16 protein-coding genes, 1 pseudogene and 1 riboswitch are annotated in these 22,479 nt (G+C 35.6%); of the genes and pseudogenes, 15 read left to right on the top strand and 2 right to left on the bottom strand.

The window, feature by feature from the left end; all coding sequences use genetic code 11:
* Positions 1-59 precede the first annotated feature (59 nt).
* The gene (locus J0M08_04395; GenBank protein ID MBN8702280.1) at positions 60-1,367 is read left to right on the top strand and encodes a deoxyribodipyrimidine photo-lyase; all 1,308 of its coding nucleotides are present in this window, start codon (positions 60-62) and stop codon (positions 1,365-1,367) included.
* 95 nt (positions 1,368-1,462) lie between these two features.
* Entirely contained in the window at positions 1,463-2,509 is a 1,047-nt protein-coding gene (locus J0M08_04400) for a M42 family metallopeptidase (GenBank protein ID MBN8702281.1), read from the top strand.
* A gap of 4 nt (positions 2,510-2,513) precedes the next feature.
* Here J0M08_04400 and J0M08_04405 read toward each other — a convergent pair whose 3' ends face one another.
* On the bottom strand, positions 2,514-3,338 hold the full coding sequence (locus J0M08_04405) for a purine-nucleoside phosphorylase (GenBank protein ID MBN8702282.1): 825 nt from the start codon (positions 3,336-3,338) through the stop codon (positions 2,514-2,516).
* 135 nt (positions 3,339-3,473) lie between these two features.
* On the opposite strand from J0M08_04405, the gene J0M08_04410 reads away from it, so the two are divergent.
* From J0M08_04410 to J0M08_04430, 5 genes are all read left to right on the top strand, one after another.
* Positions 3,474-4,037 carry a sigma-70 family RNA polymerase sigma factor gene (locus J0M08_04410; GenBank protein MBN8702283.1) on the top strand — a complete coding sequence of 188 codons (564 nt, stop codon included), beginning with the start codon at positions 3,474-3,476 and terminating at the stop codon, positions 4,035-4,037.
* A 9-nt stretch (positions 4,038-4,046) separates the two neighbouring features.
* Positions 4,047-4,248: riboswitch (cobalamin riboswitch) on the top strand.
* 115 nt (positions 4,249-4,363) lie between these two features.
* Positions 4,364-6,265: a TonB-dependent receptor gene (locus tag J0M08_04415; protein MBN8702284.1), complete on the top strand. Its 1,902-nt coding sequence runs from the start codon at positions 4,364-4,366 to the stop codon at positions 6,263-6,265.
* 14 nt (positions 6,266-6,279) lie between these two features.
* Complete coding sequence (locus tag J0M08_04420) at positions 6,280-7,257, top strand: DUF4465 domain-containing protein (protein ID MBN8702285.1); 978 nt, start codon at positions 6,280-6,282, stop codon at positions 7,255-7,257.
* 4 nt (positions 7,258-7,261) lie between these two features.
* Positions 7,262-8,242 (top strand): T9SS C-terminal target domain-containing protein, encoded by a 981-nt coding sequence (locus J0M08_04425; protein MBN8702286.1) that lies wholly within the window; start codon positions 7,262-7,264, stop codon positions 8,240-8,242.
* The gene (locus tag J0M08_04430; GenBank protein ID MBN8702287.1) at positions 8,239-9,264 is read left to right on the top strand and encodes a YncE family protein; all 1,026 of its coding nucleotides are present in this window, start codon (positions 8,239-8,241) and stop codon (positions 9,262-9,264) included. Before J0M08_04425 ends, J0M08_04430 begins: the two co-directional genes overlap by 4 nt.
* Positions 9,265-9,276: 12 nt before the next feature.
* On the opposite strand, the gene J0M08_04435 is transcribed toward J0M08_04430, so the two are convergent.
* Positions 9,277-12,777, bottom strand: coding sequence for a hypothetical protein (locus tag J0M08_04435; protein MBN8702288.1), 3,501 nt, complete (start codon positions 12,775-12,777; stop codon positions 9,277-9,279).
* A gap of 407 nt (positions 12,778-13,184) precedes the next feature.
* Here J0M08_04435 and J0M08_04440 point away from each other — a divergent pair, with 407 nt between their 5' ends.
* From J0M08_04440 to J0M08_04475, 8 genes and pseudogenes are all read left to right on the top strand, one after another.
* On the top strand, positions 13,185-15,497 hold the full coding sequence (locus J0M08_04440) for a T9SS type A sorting domain-containing protein (GenBank protein ID MBN8702289.1): 2,313 nt from the start codon (positions 13,185-13,187) through the stop codon (positions 15,495-15,497).
* A 16-nt stretch (positions 15,498-15,513) separates the two neighbouring features.
* Positions 15,514-16,569, top strand: coding sequence for a thiamine-phosphate kinase (gene thiL, locus J0M08_04445; protein MBN8702290.1), 1,056 nt, complete (start codon positions 15,514-15,516; stop codon positions 16,567-16,569).
* A 91-nt stretch (positions 16,570-16,660) separates the two neighbouring features.
* Positions 16,661-18,085, top strand: a complete 1,425-nt coding sequence (locus J0M08_04450; protein MBN8702291.1) for a TolC family protein — start codon at positions 16,661-16,663, stop codon at positions 18,083-18,085.
* A gap of 70 nt (positions 18,086-18,155) precedes the next feature.
* Entirely contained in the window at positions 18,156-19,535 is a 1,380-nt protein-coding gene (locus J0M08_04455; GenBank protein MBN8702292.1) for an efflux RND transporter periplasmic adaptor subunit, read from the top strand.
* Positions 19,536-19,627: 92 nt separating this feature from the next.
* Positions 19,628-19,819 (top strand): 30S ribosomal protein S21, encoded by a 192-nt coding sequence (locus tag J0M08_04460; GenBank protein MBN8702293.1) that lies wholly within the window; start codon positions 19,628-19,630, stop codon positions 19,817-19,819.
* A 262-nt stretch (positions 19,820-20,081) separates the two neighbouring features.
* A complete protein-coding gene (locus J0M08_04465; GenBank protein ID MBN8702294.1) occupies positions 20,082-20,966 on the top strand; it encodes a tyrosine-type recombinase/integrase in 885 nt (294 codons plus the stop codon).
* Positions 20,967-21,381: 415 nt separating this feature from the next.
* Entirely contained in the window at positions 21,382-22,092 is a 711-nt protein-coding gene (locus J0M08_04470) for a T9SS type A sorting domain-containing protein (GenBank protein MBN8702295.1), read from the top strand.
* Positions 22,093-22,261: 169 nt separating this feature from the next.
* Positions 22,262-22,390, top strand: a pseudogene (locus J0M08_04475) (integrase).
* Positions 22,391-22,479 lie beyond the last annotated feature (89 nt).

A 22,479-nucleotide genomic window follows, 5' to 3' on the forward strand; every position in this document is an offset into this window, starting at 1 on the left:
AATTCAATTTGCATGTCCCTTTTTTTAAACAAAAATCACTTCTGTTTGTATATCAGAATATGCAACACAAAGCAACTATTTTTTGGTTTAGACGAGACTTGCGCTTACAAGATAATGCGGCATTGTATTATGCACTAAAAGAAAATAAGAATGTAGTTCCTGTTTTTATTTTTGATCCAACTATTTTAAATAAGTTAGAAGATAAATGCGATAGGAGGGTAGATTTTATTTATCAAGTACTCGAACAATTAAATACTGATTTGCACCAACTTGGGTCGAGTCTTGTCGTTTTGTACGATAGCCCATTAAATGCGTTTAAAAAATTGGCAGAAATATATACTATTGATGCTGTTTATGCCAATCATGATTATGAGCCTGCAGCTATAGAGCGGGACACCTATATTCGGGAATTTTTTAGGGCAAAGAATATCGCTTTCAAAACCTATAAAGACCAATGTATATTTGAGAAAAGCGAAGTAGTAAAAGAAGATGGCTTGCCTTATACTATATTCACGCCATATTCTAAAAAATGGAAATCGAAACTCTCTTCTTTTTATTTGAAGGCATATCCCACTCAAAATTATTTTTCAAATTTTTCCAAAACCATTGAAGCATCTAGTTTTCCTAGCTTACAACAAATGGGATTTCAAAAAACGGATAGTGTTTTTGTTCCTCCCCAAGTGGATATAGCTGTAATAAAGCAATATAAAGAAATGCGAGATATTCCTTCTGTTGCGGGCACCACAAAATTAAGTGTTCACTTGCGTTTTGGGACAGTAAGTATAAGACATTTGGCTGCCATTGCATTACAGCACAATGAAGCGTGGTTGAACGAATTAATCTGGAGAGATTTTTACATGATGATTTTATTTCATTTTCCGCATGTGCAAAATGGTGCATTTAAACCTGCATACAATCGTATTTTATGGAGAAACGATGAAAATGAATTTGATAAATGGTGTGCTGGTAAAACAGGCTATCCAATTGTAGATGCCGGTATGCGAGAGCTAAATGAAACCGGATTTATGCACAATAGAGTGCGAATGATTACTGCTAGTTTTTTAACTAAACATCTACTAATAAATTGGCAATGGGGAGAAGCTTATTTTGCCAAAAAACTACTTGATTTCGAATTGGCTTCAAATAATGGAGGTTGGCAATGGGCTGCAAGTTCCGGCTGCGATGCAGCTCCGTATTTTAGAATATTTAATCCATACGAACAAACAAAAAGATTCGACCCCGATCTGAAATACATTAGAAAGTGGATTCCGGAGCTAGAAGATTTTTCTTACCCTAAGCCTATTGTAGATCATAAGTTTGCTAGAGACCGAGTATTGGCTGTATATAAAGATGCTTTGAAACCATAGTGAATTCAGCTATTTGGGATAACTAGCTCGGGCAAATATATTCTTTGTCTAATAACATCCTTTTTCTTAATTTCATTTTATATAGAAAAAATAGTATGGGAATCAATATTCAATTATTAAAAGAAATTTGCGAAGTGCCCGGAGCTCCTGGTCACGAACAACCAATTAGAGAAGTTGTATTACGCGAATTGAAGAAATTAGATGTATCTGTCTCGATAGATAACATGGGCAATGTAGTGGCTTTAAGAAAAGGCAAAAACGATAAAAAAGTTATGGTGGCCGCTCACATGGACGAGATAGCTTTTATTGTAAATCATATTGATGATAATGGTTTTTTACGCTTTATTCCATTGGGCGGATTCGACCCCAAAACACTTACTGCTCAGCGTGTAATTGTGCATGGCAAAAAAGATATAATTGGAGTAATGGGTTCTAAGCCAATACATGTAATGTCTGCGGAAGAACGTAGCAGGGTTGTGCCTATTAGCGATTATTTTATTGATTTGGGTATGAAGAAAAAGGAGGTAGATAAAATTGTGAGTGTGGGTGATGTGGTTACACGCCAAAGAGAATTAATTGAAATGGGAGATTGTGTAAACTGTAAATCTATAGATAATCGGGTTTCTGTTTTTATTTTAATAGAAACGTTACGTGAGTTGAAAAAATCACCATATGATTTTTATGCTGTATTTACTGTTCAGGAAGAGGTTGGTATTAGAGGCGCCCAGGTGTCTGCACTGAAAATACAGCCTGATTTTGGATTTGGATTAGATACCACCATTGCTTATGATGTGCCTGATTCTAAGCCACAAGAGCGTTGTACATATTTGGGGAAAGGCACAGCAATTAAGGTAATGGATTCATCTACCATATGTGATTACCGCATGGTAAAATACATGAAGAAGACTGCCGATAAACACAAAATAAAATGGCAATACGAATTGTTGCCTGCCGGAGGAACTGATACAGCAGGTATTCAGCGCATGACAGCCGGAGGCGCTATTTGCGGAGCAGTAAGTATTCCAACTCGACATATACACCAGGTTATTGAAATGGCTGACAAGAGCGATATTCGAGCAAGTATAGATTTGTTAAAACACTCTATACAGGATTTAGATACATACGATTGGAGTTTTAAATAATTTTTTACGCCAATTCCTTTATTACTTCTACAAATAATCTAGCAAGCTGTGGCTCTGTTTCATTTGCTACTTTAATTATTTCTTCTAATGATGTTGCAGTTAGGCTTAATGGGTTGCACTCGTCTGTTAGTACCGAAATTGCTGCACAAGGAAGGTTCATGTGATTGGCTGCTATTACTTCCGGTACAGTAGACATTCCCACTGCATCCGCTCCAATTAAACGCAGAAATTTATATTCAGCTCTGGTTTCTAAATTTGGCCCCGGAACAGAAACATATACGCCTTCGTGCAAGTCAATGTTTAGCAATTGCGCTTTTTTTCTAAACAACGTGTTTAGGTCGGTGTTGTAGGGACAACTCATGTCGGGAAATCGTGGCCCTAGTTCATCTATATTTTTTCCTCGCAATGGATTGTCGGTTTGTAAATTAATATGGTCGTTGATTAATAGTAGCGTACCCTTTTTCCATTCGGGATTTAAACAACCGGAAGCATTTGATATCAGTAGCTTTTGTACACCCAGTAATTTTAAGACACGTACCGGAAAAACTACTTCTTGCATGGAGTATCCTTCGTAAAAATGAAACCTTCCCTGCATCGCAATCACTCTTTTTTCGCCAATGGTGCCAATGATAAGCTTTCCGGCATGCGACTCAACAGTTGATACAGGGAAGTGTGGAATGTCTTTGTAATCTATAGTTAATGCTATTTTTATTTCATCAATTAGTTTGCCGAGCCCGGTGCCCAATATTATTGCGATAGAAGGGGTGTGTGCAATTTTTTCTTTTAAGAAATTGACTGCGGTTTGTATTTTAGTAAGTTCGTTTCCCATTGTACTAATTTTTTGATGATGCTAGATTTTCAAAACTAATGTGATTTTGTTAGATAATCAGTACTAAAATACGGTTTCGTATGGAGTACACAATATCCAGTATCGTTTGCCGTTGCTTAGTATAAATCCCCCATCATGACAGTATCCAATCCTCAAATTTTAAAAGAGTACGAGCTTGTTAAGCGTGCTCAAGAAAATATACATTGCTTTAGTGAATTGTATAACAAGTTTCATTATAGCATATTTTCCTACGTATATAAGAAAATAAAGAACAAGGATGTCGCTGCAGATATTACATCGCTCGTATTTGAAAAAGCAATGAGAAATTTGAACTCCTATGCGTTTAAGGGAGTTCCTTTTGCCGCCTGGCTTTACCGTATAGCATTTAATGAGGTGGTTATGTATTTTCGAAAGTCAGATAAGAAGTATCTTATAGATGCCAATGCAAATGATTTAACTTTTTTAGGAAATGAGGTGGTTGATTTTGAAAAAGAAGAGAAAATAAAATGCTTGTTAGCTAGTATAAATAAGCAATCGGAGGAAGATCAAAAATTGATTCAATTGCGTTTTTTTGAGGAGCTAAGTTTTTTTAAAATAGCTGAAATAATAGGCACTACAGAGAATAATGCCAAGGTAAAGGTATTTAGAATTATTGCGAAAATTAGAAATGAATTAAATGCGAATAGGATAAAAAAATAATTATTCACTATATTTGCTCTGCATTTAGGTTCTTTAATTGCAGGCAGCAATTAAGATTAAAATGGGAATCCTGTTTAATTCAGGAACTGTACCCGCAGCTGTAAGCTCTCCGTATGTACGGAATTTCTTAAGAATCTTTGCCACTGTCTACGGACGGGAAGGCCTTAAGATAGAGTAAGTCAGAAGACCTGCCAAATGCATTAAATAGCGCATTGATGCTTCGGGAGAAGAGCAAGATGAATGTTTGAGTACCTAATTAGACACATTTGTCTTCTGTAGTAACTTAAAATCATCCTGAATAAGCATTTGCACTTGGAGTATGTAAGGTGAAAACACTTTTCGGAATAATTTTATTTTTTTTGAGTGTGTATGTTATGGCGCAGCATACACAGCTGGACTCTATTCAACAGCTTAAGCAGATTGAGGTGTTGGAGAGGAGACATCTGCTAGGAGAAAAGGCGGGAAAGCTAATGATTGATTCTGCATGGAGAGGATATTCTGCTAGTCAGCGATTGAGTGATGTCTTGCAAAATCAAACTCCGATTTTTATTAAATCGTATGGGCCGGGAAGCTTGTCTAGCATATCATTGCGAGGTGGTAGTGCAAGTCAAACAGCGATTGTGTGGAATGGATTTAATTTGCAGAATCCAATGTTGGGACAGATTGATATGTCTCTTGTTCCAATTTATTTTGTAGACGAAGCAACTGTGCAGCCAGTAGCAAATTCAGCCCGCTGGGGTAGTGGCGCAATTAGTGGGATTGTTCAATTGAATAATCAAACAAGTTTTAATAAGGGAATTTCTCTTGGTTATTCAAGTGTTGTTGGGAGTTTTCAATCTTTCTTTAATGGATTAAGAGTTCATTATTCTAACAAAAATATATCCTCTACAACACGGTTGCTTTATAATAAATCTGAAAATAATTTTCCTTTTCAGAATTTAGCACGCGTAAACAAACCACTAGAAGTGCAAACAAACTCGGCTTTTCGGGAGTTTGGATTGTTGCATGAAAACGCATTTCGATTTGGAAGTAAAAATATATTTTCTGTAAAGTGGTGGTATCAAGAATCGGAGCATAATATACCACCTACTATGTTGCAGTTGGTTAGTAAAGCCAAACAAGAAGACAAAGCTCTGAGAGTTTGCGTAGACTGGGAGTATAAGTCAGATAGAGTTAAATCATATGTGCGCTCTGCGTTTTTCGATGAAACTATTTTTTATTCCGATTCTATTTCGCACATTTTTTCAAACAGTAATTCTTTGAATTTTATTAATGAGGTTGGCTATGCTTATTTAGCAACAAAATCAATTTCTTTTAATTCACTTATTAATTATACTCATTTAAAAGCTGTTGGGGATGGGTATTTTAAGCAACATGAACAAAATAGAATGGCAATTGCTTTTGGTGCAACGTATAAGAATAAAAACGAAAAAATTAGTTCAACGATACAAGCCCGGCAAGAGTTTGTGGATGGTGTTGTAGTACAGCCTGCTATATCAGGAGGTTTTGTATGGCACATTGCAAGAGAAATTGGAATTGAATTGAATATTTCTAAAAATTACCGACTGCCTACATTTAACGATTTGTATTGGTTTCCGGGCGGTAATGTGGATTTGAAGCCGGAGGAAAGTATGAATCAAAGTGTCAGTTTGTTTTCTGGCTATACCCGAGTAAATACCACTGTTAACGCAACGCTTGGGCTGTTTAATAGAAATACAATAAACTGGATTATTTGGCTACCTAAAGGAAATGTGTGGACCCCACAGAATATTATGAACGTCTGGAGTCGAGGCTTTGAAGGTAAATTGGAATGTTCTCAACATGTAAAGAAAATTGAATTAAAGGTTTCTGCCTTATACAACTATGTGTTATCAACAAATCAAAAGGCTAAAACTGCCAATGATGAATCCTTAGATAAGCAGCTTATTTACACTCCTGTGCATAAAACAACAGAAAGTTTGCAGATTATTTATAAGAATACTTCTTGTTCTGCTTTGTATCAGTTTTCCGGCATTAGTTATACAACTGCTAATAATACAGATTGGTTAGATGGATTTTCAACTACCGACATAGTTTTATCACATTTGTTCACAGCCAAAAAAATTAGCACATCGTTTTTTTTGCGGGCAAATAATGTTTTTGATCAACAATATCAAATTGTTGCTTGGCGACCAATGCCAGGCAGAAACTATCAAGTAGGACTTACTATTAATCTAAATAATAAATAAAAATGAAGATAAAAATGAAAAAAAAATTACTGGTGATTGTTGCTTTAGGACTGTTTAATGTACTGCAACTCAATGCGCAAACAATTTCTACATTCGAGAATCTTAGTCTTGCAACCGATACTTTTTGGGATGGATCTAATCAAAGCGGAGGGTTTGCATCCGGAAATGCCTATTTCCCTAATTTTTGGGATACCGCTTGGGGGGGCTACTGGTCAACCGGATGGGCACTCTCAACAAAATATGATACTACAACAGCACCGTCTGATTTTTATACGCAATTGTATTCTTGCAAAGAGGACAGTGCGTATATCTCTAAAACTTTTGCCATCGGAACTATCGATGCAAAAGTAAAATTGACAGGTAATGCAATAGGTAAAGTTGTGGATGGTTTTTATATTACTAACTCTACATATGCTTTCAATAGCATGAAATTAGGCGATTTTCTTGGAAAAAAATTTGGAGGTGTTTCCGGGAATGACCCCGATTGGTTTAAGTTGGTTGTTTATAAATATTACCAAGGAAGCTTGTCAACCAATGATAGTGTGGAGTTCTATTTAGCGGATTTTCGTTTTTCAACTAATAGTCAAGATTATATTGTAGATAGTTGGACATGGGTAGATTTAAAGAGCTTAGGGAATTGTGATAGTTTGTCCTTTGTACTTTCATCATCCGATAATAATATTGTTGGAATGAATACTCCGGGATATTTTTGTATAGATAATTTTACCACTACTGATAGTCCTTTATCTTATTCTAAAGTAGAGCAACCTGTTTTTGCTTTGTATCCTAATCCAACCAATGGATTGTTTACAGTGAAAGGTAAGTTGAAAATCGATCAAATTTTTGTGCGAACTGTTTTTGGTAAAATTATTTTTAGCGATTCTACTGTTTCCTCCGAAACCATCGATTTAACAGCTTTTGATGCAGGAGTGTATTTGGTAGAAATAATTTCAGAGGGTAAAAGTACAATACAAAAAATGTATAAATTCTAAGCCGATGTGTAAATTTAAATTTGTAGCTGTTGTGTTTTGTAGTGTTGTTGCTTCTTGCGCTGCGCAGTATGCTCCCGCGGTTGGAATACCGGGAACTACAGCAATGCATAAGGATAGCTCCCTGTTTGTTGGCTGGGCAACAAATTGCACAATTCAGCCTGGATTTCAAGATATATCGTCAGTGTCGCTTGGATATGCAGCTGCGGGTGATAGCTCTTTTGCGGTAGGTGTTGCGGGAGCAAATGCAACGGTTAGTCTTGGAGATGGAGGCGCTGCTACGGTTACATTTATGCAGCCAATTTTTAATGGACAAGGATTTGATTTTGCAGTATTTGAAAACTCGTTTAGTGATTCTTTTTTAGAGTTGGCGTTTGTAGAGGTGAGTTCTGATGGTACTAATTATTTTAGATTTCCTTCGCATTCGCTCACTGATACTACAACGCAGGTTGGTACATTTGGAACACTGGACCCTACTAAAATTAATAACCTAGCCGGAAAATATCGTGCGATGTATGGAACACCCTTTGATTTGGAAGAACTGCCTGACACTAACTTGCTCGATAAAAATTCGATCACACATGTTCGTATTGTTGATGTGGTTGGCAGTGTCAATGCAATGTATGCATCCTATGATAGTTATGGAAATAAAGTAAATGATCCTTGGCCAACGCCCTTCCCTTCCGGAGGATTTGATTTAGATGCGGTTGGAGTTATACACCAGAAAGGAACAGGTTTGTTTGATAGTAATGCAAATGAGGTTATAGTTATTGAAATTCGTAATTCTCAAATCGCAATTAATCTGAAAGATGAGAATAGTTATGTGCAGGTTGTACTTACCGATGTATTGGCAAGAGAAATTTATTCGTTTGTATTCTATGATACTTCGTTTATTGAAATTCCTTTGAGTACGCTTGTTAGCGGTATTAATTGCATTACTGTTATTTCTGACAAAGATATTGTTACAAAAAAAATTAATTTAAATTGAAGACAGTTCTAATTTTTTTATTTCTACTCATTTTCACGTCTTGTAGGAAAGAGATAGAGCCTATTCAACTAGACTCAACTCCCATTAAGCAAGGCGATGGAGTATTTATTTGTAACGAGGGGAATTTTCAGTTTGGAAATTCTAAGGTGGGACATTATAATTACAGTACTGGTGTGTATCAGCAAGATTTATATAGAGTTGTGAATGGTGTTCCACTTGGCGATGTTTGCCAAAGCATGGTCCAGCACAACGATAGAATATATGTGGTGGTAAACAATTCCGGTAAGATAGAAGTTGTAAATGCTAGCGATTTTAAATCCCTTGCTACTATTTCTGGATTTGTTTCGCCACGCTATATGTGCGTTGTTTCTTCTTCTAAAGCCTATGTAACGGACTTGTATTCCAATAAAATTGCGATTGTTAATTTACTATCAAATACAATAACAGGTTACATCAGCTGCCCCGGTTGGACAGAAGAACTTTTATTTTTTAATAACGAAGTGTATGTTACAAATTATACAAGAGGAAAAGTTTATGTTGTTAATCCAACAACGGATGCGTTGCAAGATAGCATTGTTGTTGCAAAAGGAGCCAACAGTTTGGTGCTTGACAAAAATTCTAATCTGTGGGTGATGTGCTCCGGAGAAGCTACCACTAGTACAGTTTCCGCCTTGTATAAAATAAATTCAGCCAATCATCAAACTGTAACTACATTAGTTTTTCCTAGTCAAGTAGATAGTCCTTTTCGGCTTTCCATCAATGCGTCTAAAGACACGCTCTTTTATTTGAACACACACGTATTTAAGCTCGATATAAATTCTACTTCTGTTTCATCTACTCCCTTTATTAATTCTATTGGGAGTTTTTATGGGTTGAAAATTAATCCTTATGACAATACTATTTGGGTGGCTGATGCCATTGATTACATACAGAACGGAAAAGTATATACATACAATACATCCGGCATCTTGCAACACACAATTTCTGTAGGAATTATTCCCTCAGACTTTTTGTTTTACTAGTTATTTTTAAAATTAAAAGAATGCTCTCACTTGAACGTTTCCGGTGTGAATAGGTTTATTCCCCTGTGTTTTACGACCATCGTATAAAATGTTTACTTGAACATTGTTCGATACGTTTTGTTGGTAAGATAATCCCCATGTGGTGTTTTCTCCAATGCGCAGTCCTTCTAACATTTCAAATGAAATAGGCGTGTTTTCTAAATCATTGTAAGAAATAAAAATGTAATTAAACTTTCCGGAAAGGCTTGCTTTGCTAAGTATATTATAACGTGCATCTAGCCCTATATCTTGCAATAATACCTGTTGATTTCCTAAATCTTTTGCATTTTTTTTAGCACTGTATTTATAACTTGCAGTTATTCTGAAATTTGTATTAGGCTGAAAACTTAATTGGGGTGATGTTTCTGCAACATTTATATGGTAGTTTCTATTGCTGAAAAATTCCGAATTCGTTGTTTTTGTTCCTGTTTTGTTTACAACGATTAATGTAAATTTATTGGTAAAATTCCATCGAATGCGTGTATCTGTTGAGGATGTTGATCTCCATTCTGTTCCGTTTGTTAGTAGTGTTTGATTTCTTACGTCTTGATAGGTAATATCAATCCCCCATGTAGGATTTGTTTGATTGAAAAATGTTGTGTTACGTAATAATGAGTTTGTTGTAAGTAATGAGGAGTCTTTGTCTGCATCAACAAATGGATTGTATGCCAACAATGTGTTTTTTGTAGCAGTTTTTTTATCAATTCTATATATTGTTTGATTAGAAAATAATGCAATAAATTTTTTCATTCCTTTTTTTGAACTCCAAATTGCTGCAGGCATAATATTTACAGATTGGCTAAATTGTTGCTGATAAGTGCGTACATACTTGTTAGTAGGTGTAAATACTTTTATATATTTTGCTTGATCGTTAAATACCGCTATCTCAAATTCATTCAGCTCTTTAATTCCATTGCTGTTATAGTCTATCCAACTGTAGTTCCCTTGCCCCGGGGCAACTTCCAGGTAAGAAAATTCTCTTTGCAGTTCTAACCCCGAACCAATTTCATAGAATGTAGCTGTTGTAAAAAAGCCTTTTTTAATTCTTGCATTGTGTTCTATTCGTGTAGTAAGCGTGTTGTCGGGTTTTATGGCTGTTGTTGTGGTGTCAAGAATAGAAAGCTTCCGCAAGGTGCTTATTCCGGATAGATTGTGGTTAACGGATTTAATAAAGACAAATTTTCCTGAAAAAACTTCTGCAAATGTAGATTTAGTAAATGCTGTATTGCGTGCGTAATAGTCCCACCTTTGTTTGTAGGCTAATTCAAAACTTCTTTTGCTTGTATCTGGCGATTGTATGTAAGGCTCTACTTCGTAGAAATAGAAGCTGTTTGCAAGCAGCGTGTCTTTCAGTGTAGATTTAAAACTTTCACTTTTTTCAAAAAGTCCGCGCACTCCAATGTTGGCGTATTTGCTTTTCCCTGTGGCATAGCCAATAGTTCTGATAAATGCAGATGGATTTTTTGCAGACACATCTAGCTTGTTTGCCGAAACAGACGTTTGTACAAAGTGATTACTTTCTTTAAATAGAAAATCTTGTTTTATGCCTCGGTAATCCGGACCATTGAAAAAAGAGTTAAATGTGTAGTTCGCTAATACATTTTTTTTAGTTGCTTCTATTCCTGTGGTGATCCAATGTTGTTCATAGTTTGATGCTGTTATAGACAATCTATTCCAATCTCTTTCAAATTCAACTGGTCGGTATCTTTCTATTGGAGTAAATGTTTTTTCAGTGTATTCATAACTTAGTAGTGGTTTAAATAGCCAATGTTTAAAGCTATTTGCAGAGTCAATTGATGCTTTTTGAAATGTCCCTTTATAGCTAATTTTTAGCGCTTTCCCCCAATCATCATTCGAATTAATAGATGAAAATGTATTGATGTCATTTTTACTGAGGGCGCCTTCTATAGCAATAGAGCCGCCTGTTGTTAATTTGTGGTCGAAGGTAGAAACCAAAAATTGTTTTTGTTTTGGTGTAATTAGCGGAATAATTGGCTCGAAAGAACCTCTGCGCAAACCAGTAATTGTATCTGGCATTATCCATCTAAAAACCCTGCCATTTGCACTAGATTGTATTTGCTCGTAATTCCCGTTACCTGCGCCAACAAAGGAAAATGTTAAACGGTATTTTGCTTTTTCGGAATTGGTTGAATAAACATAAACCGCATTAAATAGTTGTGAGCCAATTACAGAATCTTTTTTTTCATAGAATACTTCGCTGTTGTTGAATGCTGCACTGTCTATGCCCGAGGTTATTGCTTTGCTAAGTGTATCGCCAATTTGTGAAAGCAAAAGTTTTTCGTTTGAGCTCAGCTCCTGTTGCAAAGGTTGATTCTTGTTGTCTTGTTCAGAAAAAAAGTGAATTCCAATTTTTGTTTTACTAAACTCTAATTCATCACCCAAATAGAATAACGAGCGTGCATAATTTTTATCCGCATATTGAAACTCCACAACAATCCGTTTGTCTTTGGTAATTTGTCGTTTTGCTGTAAATGTAATTTCTGCGGTGTTGTAGTCAACAATGTAATCGTTTTCTTGCCCACGTTTTAAGAGCTCTCCATCTATATAAACATTTTCTGTGCCTGATAGCACAATAATGAATGGCTCGTTTTCTGCACCTTGTAGCCTGTATGGGCCTTGATTGCTTTCTATTCCTTGCAATTTAAATCTCGAAAATTTACCTCTGGAAACCGCTCCGGTAGCTGTAATAGTATTGTTTATTTTTTTTTGTTCAGTGCCTAAGTTTGTTTTGTTGCTAAAATTTAGCCCTTGCGCTTTTTTATTAAAATTTAAAAAATAACTGTTGGGTCTGCTCATTGGAAAATCACCCACAATCAATTTAGAAGTTTTGTCGGATAATTGCATGTAAACTCTGTCAAAGTCTTGCAGTTGCTGTGTACTTCCATCTGGCTGAATTGGAATATTATTATCTGTTGCTGCCAAAGCAATGTCAATGTTTTCGGTAAGTTTGCCTGAAACCTGTAAGTTTAAAGAAGAATTGACAACCACATCTTGATTATTTCCAAACGATATCCCTCTTGCAATGCTGCCGTTCTTAGAAAGCCCATCGTTCTTAAAAATATCATTGCCATTTTCTGGTGAAGTTGTTTCGAAGCTAAATGGATTTCTGCTTTCTGCTCTTTTGATTACGTAATTGTCTAACGTTTTGTGATAGTATGGTTTCGAAAAATTGATAGGAAATGTTTTGTAATATACGTTGAATGTATCGCTAGGAATATTCTTTTTTTTTAGTAGAATAAGTTTTGCCTCTGCGTAATTTACTTTGTACAAAGCGCTATCTAGTTTGCCATTCTTCCCCGTTATATAAAAGCTGCCGGGAATAATACTTAGTGAATCTAGTTGCAGTGTATCCGAAGAAAAAAATATATTCTTACTCTTTTTTGTTGAATTGGTTTGAGAGTAGGTAATAGTAGATATAAAAAGAAAAAAAACAAGCAGCTTGCGCACGTCCATTTACAAATATAGATAACGAATACAGATTGTTTTTATTTTTGTTTGTAGCAATAAATTTCTTTCGGATACGAATCAACTATCGTTAGTTCGCAAAAAAAATTGGTTAAGTAATACGTGTGTGTTTCGGTATTTTTTGTTTTACTTGTGGATGTAAGTTTCCCAATCTTTTTTAGAAAGATAATTTTAGTCTCGAAATCTAAACGAATAAATGTATCAAACTCCATAATAATTGGATAGTTATCTCACATCAAAAATAGATTTCCTTTTTTAACTCAACCTCTTTTTTTTATTTTCTTGAAAATGAGTCAATTGCAGTGTGCTATAACGTGTAAATACCCATTTTGCTTTTAAAGTTGACTTTACAATCAAATTACATTAAATTTGTGGCAACCTAACCGAATGAAAGTATGAATAATTGTTTTACTGTTGCGCCTATGCGCAACTTTCGTCAAGTAATATGCTCATTGGCACTATTACTTTTCTCTTTTCTAAACGCCTTTTCCAACAACTATAAGGTTGTTCTTTTACCAAATCCTAATTCCGGCTCAAGTTATTTGCATTATGGTTGCAAAGACAAAACAACCCCATCGGATAGTATTGCAAACGTTGGCACTATATTATATGGGAAAGTGCCTGCTAATCCTAAGCCTTGGCTAATGGTGTTTGTTCATGGTTTTGCCTCATCAGCAAATACTATGATTGGCAACTTTTATAAAGAAGCCTATAACGATGGATACAGAACCGCTTTTATTCAACTTGATCCATATTCTCCTTCTTCTTACAACTCTAATATTTTGCAACAAGCAATTTTAAAACTTGCGCAGGACCATAATTTCACTGATTTATCTACCTATTTCCATTCTAGAATAATTATGGTGTGCCACAGCAAAGGCGGATTAGATACCGATTTAACGCTTTTCAAAATGGCCCAAGCCAATCCGAATTATCCACAGTTAATAAAGCGTGTATTTCCAATCAGTTCTCCTTTTTGGGGAACAAATACAGCTAGTTTAGGTTTGAGCTTTGGTCCGCTATTACAACTTTTCCCTGGAGATCCTAATGCTATTGCCAATGGCGGAGCATTAAATAATCTTACAAATTCTTACATGCTGGCGCTTCGAAAAGCGATTGATATAAATGTGAATACCGCACAAAAATATACTAAATGTAAATTTGTTTCATTAAGAGGATGGTGCGCTGGTACTGTAGAGTCGGGCATTGGAGACATAGCCTTACTTACCGCTGCCCATGCCGGTACTAATTATATTCCCTTTAAATATGGATATGGTACAAACTCGTTACTGCCCCACATTTGGGCAATATATCCTATTTTGAACGATGGGGTAGTGCCTCTGCAATCATCTTTTCGTCCGGGAGGAATCGAAATGCCTAATTCACGGCTATCTTTAGGTACACGCTTTAATCACTTTATGGTTGTGCCACGACAATGGAATACAATCGACTCCTACATAACAAACAATGTTAGTAGTGCTGATGATGGGTATACGTGTTTTAATTACGGAACAAATTTTTATCAAGGATATGACGATAATTCAGGCTCCTACCAAGGTTTTTATATGCCTAATGATAAAATAAATTATTTTACTAGGTGGTATTATTATTTGCAGTGCAATACTCCGTCTTTCTATAAAACAGCTCCGGAAAATGCCGATTCTACAGCCATTCCGGATAATGCAATTGCTGGCGACTCTCAAAACGCTACGCCAATAAAATCAAATTATAGGTTGATGTACGACTTTGCATCCGCAGGTAAGTCTAAAAATTATTTTCATGTAGAGAAGGAAAATACATCTATAAAATTGGTTATTTATTCTCAAAGCGAAGATGTTCAGAATTCAATTGTTGTATCAAGCAAAGGCCAAGCTTATACCGGATTGTCTGATATTGTGGTGTTAAATCAAAAGAAAGAAAATGGTCTTTATTTTGCCGAAATAAAAACATCTTCTTTGCCAATTGGTAAGTATTCATTACAGCACAATGGCGATTTTATGGCATTTGTACATTTTGAAAATGATAATGCTATAGAACTTGCTACCAAAGGAAATACCGGTTTTGAAGTAGAGTATTTCTCGGGCGAATTAATCCGGTTGGTTTTAAAAACAAATTCAATTAGCGCAAACTCAATATCTGCAAACCTTAAGTTGTCGGGCGAATTGCCAGAAGAGTACTATACTGCAAATCAGCATGAAATAGCAGCGTTAAAAAATAAAGATATCCCCGTAGTTTTTTTTCCAACAGGAAATCCAAATGAATACGAATGTATAATCAATAAATATTTAACACCTGCCATATATAGCATATCTATTGATGTAGAGAATCAGTCGCTAAATTACGCTCGCTCCTTAGGGTACAGCTTTAGTGTATTGCCTAACGGAGATCAGCACGGTAGTCCTCTGTTAATTGAGAATGCATCTTTTGCTGCAAATACAAGCTTACGCAGTTTCCCAAATCCATTTAACGAAAGCACAACTATTGTGTTTTCCGGAGAAGAAAATAAAAACTACGAAGTTGTTATAACTGATATTGCAGGTAAGGAAGTATTTAATTCTGCTATTGGATTGCTGCAAGATGGCGTTTATCAGCTTACTTGGAAGGGTACCACTAATTCTAATGAAAAACTATCTAAAGGAGTTTATATTTGTAATGTTAAAGAAGATGGTACAGTTGTAACTCAGCCAATCAAACTAATTTTAAATTAATTGCCAAACATTGTCTATGTTAGAGAATAAAGAGAGTAGAACAGAATTAAGTAAAGTAGGAGAGTTTGGTTTAATAAAATATTTGTCTTCGTTTGTAGAAGTAAAAAACGAATCTACTATTAAGGGAATTGGAGATGATGCTGCGGTTATTGATAACAAAGGAAAACAGACTGTTGTATCAACAGATATGTTGATTGAAGGGGTGCATTTTAATTTAATGTACGTGCCCTTGAAACATTTAGGCTACAAAAGCGTAGTGGTAAATTTGTCGGATGTATATGCAATGAATGCAGTGCCCAAACAAATTACTGTTTCGATAGCACTCTCAAATCGCTTTTCGTTAGAGGCAATAGAAGAATTTTATGCTGGAATTTTATTGGCATGTAAAAATTATGGAGTAGATCTTGTTGGGGGTGACACAACATCTAGCCTAAGTGGATTGTGCATTAGCGTTACTGCTATTGGCGAAGCAAACACAGAAGATTTAGTATATAGAAACGGAGCCAAAGAGAAGGATTTGCTTTGTGTAACAGGCGATTTAGGGGGAGCATATATAGGATTGCAATTGTTGGAGAGAGAAAAAAAGTTATTCCAAGACAATCCTACCATTCAGCCTGAGCTAGAAGGAAACGATTATGTTTTGGAGAGACAATTAAAACCCGAAGCTAGAAAAGATATTCGTGCATTGTTGCAAACGCTTAACGTTAAACCAACTGCTATGATTGATGTTTCGGACGGGTTAGCTTCAGAAATACTGCACATCTGCGACCAATCAAACGTTGGATGCAATTTATACGAAGAAAAAATTCCAATCGACCCCCTTACTTTTGATAAAGCTCGTGAACTAAATCTTGACCCTACAGTTTGTGCACTAAGTGGAGGCGAAGACTACGAACTACTTTTTACAATTGATATAAATGATTTCGAAAAAATAAAAGGCAACCCGGACATAACAGTAATTGGGCATATTACGACCAAAGATTCCGGCTCCAATTTAATTACACGTAGTGGAACGCAGCATCCTTTAACAGCACAAGGTTGGGATTCTTTTTTAAATAAAACTTTTTTGTAGGCTCTCGCATTCACAACAATTCAACAGGTTTGACGATTTAACATTTCTTAAGTAGTGTGATAGCAAAAAATGCTTATTTTTAGTGCTTCACATGATAAAAAAATATCTACAGGGATTTTTTATCCTTGCGCTTCTCACAACTTCTGCGTTTGCACAACAAACCATGACATTGCAACAATGCATTGATTATGCGTTGAAAAATAATCTTCAAATAAAGCAACAGGAAGTCAACACAAAAATTGCACAAGCAAGTCATTTGCAGTCGCAAGCGCAATTGTTGCCAAGTATTAATGGCAGCGCAGGTCAGAATTATAACTACGGACGAAACATCGATCCCGTAACAAATAGCTTTACTACAAATCGTGTGGTTTCTCAAAATTTTGCACTCTCCGGCAACTGGAACATTTTTAATGGATTACAAAATTTAAACTCCATTAAACAAACCAAATTTGACCTGCAGGCAAGTCAATACGATTTAGATGATTTAAAAAATGATATTTCTTTAAGCGTTGTAAATGCATATCTGCAAGTATTGTTTGGACTCGAATTGTTAGACAATTCTCAAAACCAATACCAACTTACCGAAAAGCAGGTGCTCCGATTGGATAAAATGTTGGAGGTGGGTGCAATTGCCAAAAGTAGTTTGCTTGATACAAAAGCCCAGTTGGCAAACGAAGAGCTAAATGTAACCACTGCAAAAAATAACCTCGATTTAGCATATCTCAATTTGGCACAACTCATGAATTTCGATTCTGTTGCAGCACTCAAAATAAATAAGCCAACTATCAACGATCCTAATCAAGCTGAGCTATTTGCAAAGCAAGAGTTAATTTACCAAACGGCATTGGCTAGTCAACCAAGTATAAAAAGTGCGCAGTATCGGTTAAAAAGCTCCGAGAAAATGGTGGGAATAGCTCGTGGTGGCTTAAGTCCAAGACTAAGCCTGTCTGCCTCTGTAAGTACTATATTCTCTGATGCAACAAAGTTGCCCACTGGAAACCCTGAGTTTTTAGGCTATGTGCCTACGGGTGCTGTAACCGGCTTAGGAGATGTTGTGTACGAACCATCTTATTCATTCAACTTTCAAGAAGTTCCATACAACAAACAAATTAAGGATAACCTAAACGAAGCAATTGGCCTACGACTTACAGTGCCAATATTTAATAACTTCCAAGTTAAAACCTCTATTGATAAAGCAAAGCTTACGAATTTAAATGCAAAATATTCATTGGAGTTAGCCGAAAATCAATTGCAAAAAGAAATTCAACAAGCATACACCAATGCCGCAGCTGCACTAAAGAAGCACGATGCCAGCAAGCAAGCGGTACAAGCTTTTCAAGAGTCGTTTGGGTATGCCGAGCAAAAATTTAATTTAGGTAGCATCAGTTCATATGATTACAACGATGCCAAAACAAGGCTAACCAAAGCGCAATCAGATTTATTACAAGCCAAGTACGATTATGTGTTAAAACTTAAAGTGCTTGATTTTTATATGGGAAAACCATTAGTGCTCTAGTTTAATGTTAAAAACTCCATATATATTTTCTTTGTATGAGATTTAGATAGGGAGATAAAAATAAAACACCTTGAAAAAATTAGTTGTCATATTGTTTGTCGGAATTGCTATCATATCCTCTATTGTAGGATTAAAAGGCTGTTCAGGTTCTGATGCCATAAAGGTTACAACAGAAAAAGCTGTCAAACGAACAATAATTGAAACCGTTACTGCAAATGGGAAAATTCAGCCCGAAATAGAAGTTAAAATAAGCTCTGATGTTTCCGGAGAAATTGTCGAGTTGCTTGTTAAAGAGGGCGATTTTGTTAAAAAAGGAGATTTGCTTATTAGGATAAAACCTGATATATACGTATCTAATTTAGATAGAATGAAAGCTGCATTAGACGGATCAAAGGCGAATACCGCAAACAGCAAAGCCCGATTGGCACAAGTAAAATCACAATTTGTAAACATTGAAAATACTTTTGTGCGAAATAAAAAATTAGTCGAGCAAGGTGCTATTTCTCAAGCAGATTTTGACGCATCTAAATCGGCTTACGAAGCAGCTAAAGCAGATATTGTGGCAGCCGAAGAAACTGTAAATGCTGCAGAATTTTCTGTAAAAAGCTCCGAAGCAGCCCTTAAAGAAGCAAGCGACAACTTAGCTAAAACAAATATTTATTCTCCTGTAAATGGCACTGTTTCTAAGCTTAGCGTTGAGCTGGGCGAGCGGGTTGTTGGGACCTCTCAGATGGCAGGAACCGAGCTGCTGCGTCTTGCAAACTTAAACGAAATGGAAGTAAGCGTAGATGTAAACGAAAATGATATTGTACGCGTGTCGCTTAACGATACGGTAAGTATTGAGGTAGATGCGTATGTAGATAGAAAGTTTAAAGGAATAGTTACAGAAATTGCAAACTCTGCAAACACCTTGGGCCTCACAGCCGATCAAGTAACTAATTTTGTGGTAAAAATTCGTGTTCTTAGCGAGTCATACGCAGATTTAATTAATCCTAAATTTCCTAACGAATCTCCTTTTCGTCCAGGAATGTCTGCCGGAGTGGATATTCAAACCCAAATCGAAAGAAATGTTTTATCTGTTCCAATTCAAGCTGTAACTACACGTACCGATTCCACTAGCTATTCAAGCAAAAAGAAGGAAGCCAAAAAAGAGGAAAAAGAAAAGGAGGCAGATAAAGAACAAGAAGAGCTAGAAGTAACAAGCACAAAAGAAAAGAAACAGGAAAAGAGCGATACTCCGTTCGAGTGTGTTTTTGTAATGAACAATGGGAAGTCAAAATTAATTCCCGTAAAAACAGGCATTCAAGATAACGAGTATATACAAATTACGGCCGGACTAAAAGAGGGAGATGAAGTAATCGCAGGGCCATATAGTGCAGTTTCTAAGGTGTTGCGCAACGGTAGCGTGGTTGCTCTTGATAAAGAGAGCGAGAATACAGACAAAAAATAATCATAAAAGCAGAAAAATCTGTTATTTTAAATAATAAATTTTAATGTTTTACAAAAAAAACATATATTTGCACCCTAAAATTTAATATAACGATGATACTTGTACAAGTTAAAGAAGGCGAGCCGGTAGATAAAGCTCTTAAAAAATTGAAAAAGAAATTCGAAAAAACGGGTGTTGTAAAAGAGTTGAGATTACGTCAAAAATTCACAAAACCATCTGTTAAAAGAAGAGAGGTAGTTATTAAAGCTAAATACCGTCAATTCTTACAACAAGAAGAGATTTAAAAAATAATATTCTCAATAAAAAAGGGAAGAGATTTTGCTACTTGCAAAATTTCTTCCCTTTTTTGTATAGTACTCACTAAGAAAGGCAATATTAGTAAGGCCGCAACGTTTTCAAAAAGAATTCAATATTGTCTTATTTTCTCTTGCATGTGGAGTTGTGTTTTCAAGATAACTATAGGTATGCTGAAGCCTTTGTTTTTGCTTAACTTAATGACGATGAAGAAAAAGGCTAATTTTCCATCCAGTACTTATTAATACAACAATGCATCTGACAGAGTTCATAGATTATTTAAAATACGAGAAAAGGTACTCGGCACACACTATTACATCCTATAAAAACGACCTGTCTCAATTTTTTGTATACCTATCTAAGCAATACGAAAATTTGAAATTTGACGAAGTTTCTCATTTGCACATTCGCTCGTGGATGGTTTCCTTAATAGAAGCTAAAACCTCTACTCGAACCGTTAATAGAAAAATATCTACACTTAAATCCTATTGCAAATATTTGCTTAAAATGCAATTAATTGCCAATAATCCAACACGCAAAATCGTTTCGCCTAAAAACCCTAAACGCTTACCAACGTTTGTAGAGGAAAGCAAAATGGATATGCTCTTTAGCGAAGTTCCTTTTGGCGATGACTATGTGGGATATCGAAATCGATTAATTATCGAGCTTTTCTATACTACGGGAATTCGTTTGTCGGAGTTGTTAAATATAAAAGAAAATGATATCGACATCTCTAATCAAACCATTAAAGTACTTGGAAAAAGAAATAAAGAAAGAATTGTGCCTATAAGCGAAAAACTCGTTGAGTCTATTACTTCATACATGCAAATTTTCCGTAAAACGTTCCCTGAAAATACCAATGCCCAAATTTTTTGTACAGAAAAGGGGACGCCCTTATATGCAAAAGCCGTGTACGATTTAGTTAAAAAATATTTAAGCTTAGTTACAACAGTCGATAAAAAGAGCCCACATGTGCTAAGGCATACTTTTGCCACCCACATGCTCAACAATGGCGCAGATATTAATGCCATAAAAGAAATTTTAGGACACGCAAGCCTTGCAGCTACACAAATTTATACGCACAACTCCATCGAAAAATTAAAAGAGATTCATAAAAAAGCACACCCCAAGTCCTAAGTTTCTACTAAAAATACTACATAAAGATTCTTGCTAAATCCAACAAAAAACTGTAAATTCAAAGTTCAACCATTAAAAAAACAATTTTATGCAAGTTCTGCCACTGTTGGTGTTATCACCAACAGGCAGCCACCCCAGTTCACTTGGACTTCTAAATCCGAGTGGGAACTGTAACCGATAGTATAGATTAAATTTCACCCTAACGGAGGAAAGTAAAGCGAAAATTTAATGCTTTTCCCCATCTATTTCAATCCTTGCAAGTATTTAGAACACTTGTTGGGCAAGCCCTGCATTCAACTAGTAAATAATAGTTTCCCAAAAACTTGATTTTCCGCCCCCCCCACTATATTTGCGCCCTAAGAAATGTTGGGGGTAGTTAGATAAAATTTATACTAAAAAAACAAAAGCACAAAAAATGAAAAAAAATTACAACTTTATCCTTGTAAATATTTTACAAATCTTTTGTTTAAGCGCATTTGCACAACCAACAAACGACAATTGCTCGGGTGCAATTCCAATACCGATAAATAACGCCTGCCTTAATGGACCATTTGACAATACAGGCAGCACCCAAAGCTACCCTAATTGCACAGGAACTGCTACAGTTTATGATGTGTGGTTTTCATTTGTAACCTATACTAATGCACAAAAAATACATATTACTGGATTAAATAATTTCCAGGTAGATGCTCAGGTATATTCTAGTTGTACAGGAACTGCCATTACTTCATGTATAAACTACTCTACTTTATCATCAACCGGGTATAGTTTAGTTGGACTTAACAGTGGACAAATTTATTACATAAGAGTTTTTAATGATTATAGCGGGAATTATTACGGGATGTTTGATATTTGTTTACCATATACCCCTTCGGGAATAGAAGATAATGAACTACTTGAAAATATAACCCTATACCCAAATCCTTCAACAGAAACAATAAAAATTTTAACTCCCGATGAAAGTAAAATCAATTCTATTGTTTTATATAATAGTATAGGGCAGCAAATGGAAGTCATCGAAAACTCAAAGTGTGAAGTTAATCTGCAAAAGTATACTCCCGGTATTTATTCTATTCTGTTAAATACTGATAAAGGCTTCCTGTCAAAGAAAATTGTGAAAGAGTAATTATTGAAAAGTTGTAGGAAATTTTTATTTCTTGCCAGTGTTGATGTTATCAACAACAGCCAGCTGCTCTCTTCCACTCAGATGTTTAAAACAATTAAGTCAATTTTTTATTGAAGGTAAATATATCTACCTCCCTTTTCTTTGTTGGTGATAAAACCAACAAAGACGAAATGGAGCAGACATTAATGCTATTAAAGAAATCCTTGGACACGCAAGCCTTGCAGCTACACAAATTTATACGCACAACTCGATAGAAAAACTAAAAGAGATTCATAAAAAAGCACACCCCAAGTCCTAAGTTTCTACTAAAAATACTACATAAAGATTCTTGCTAAATCCAACAAAAAACTGTAAATTCAAAGTTCAACCATTAAAAAAACAATTTTA

The sequence above is a fragment of the Bacteroidota bacterium genome (assembly GCA_017303975.1).
Lineage (GTDB): Bacteria > Bacteroidota > Bacteroidia > JAFLBG01 > JAFLBG01 > JAFLBG01.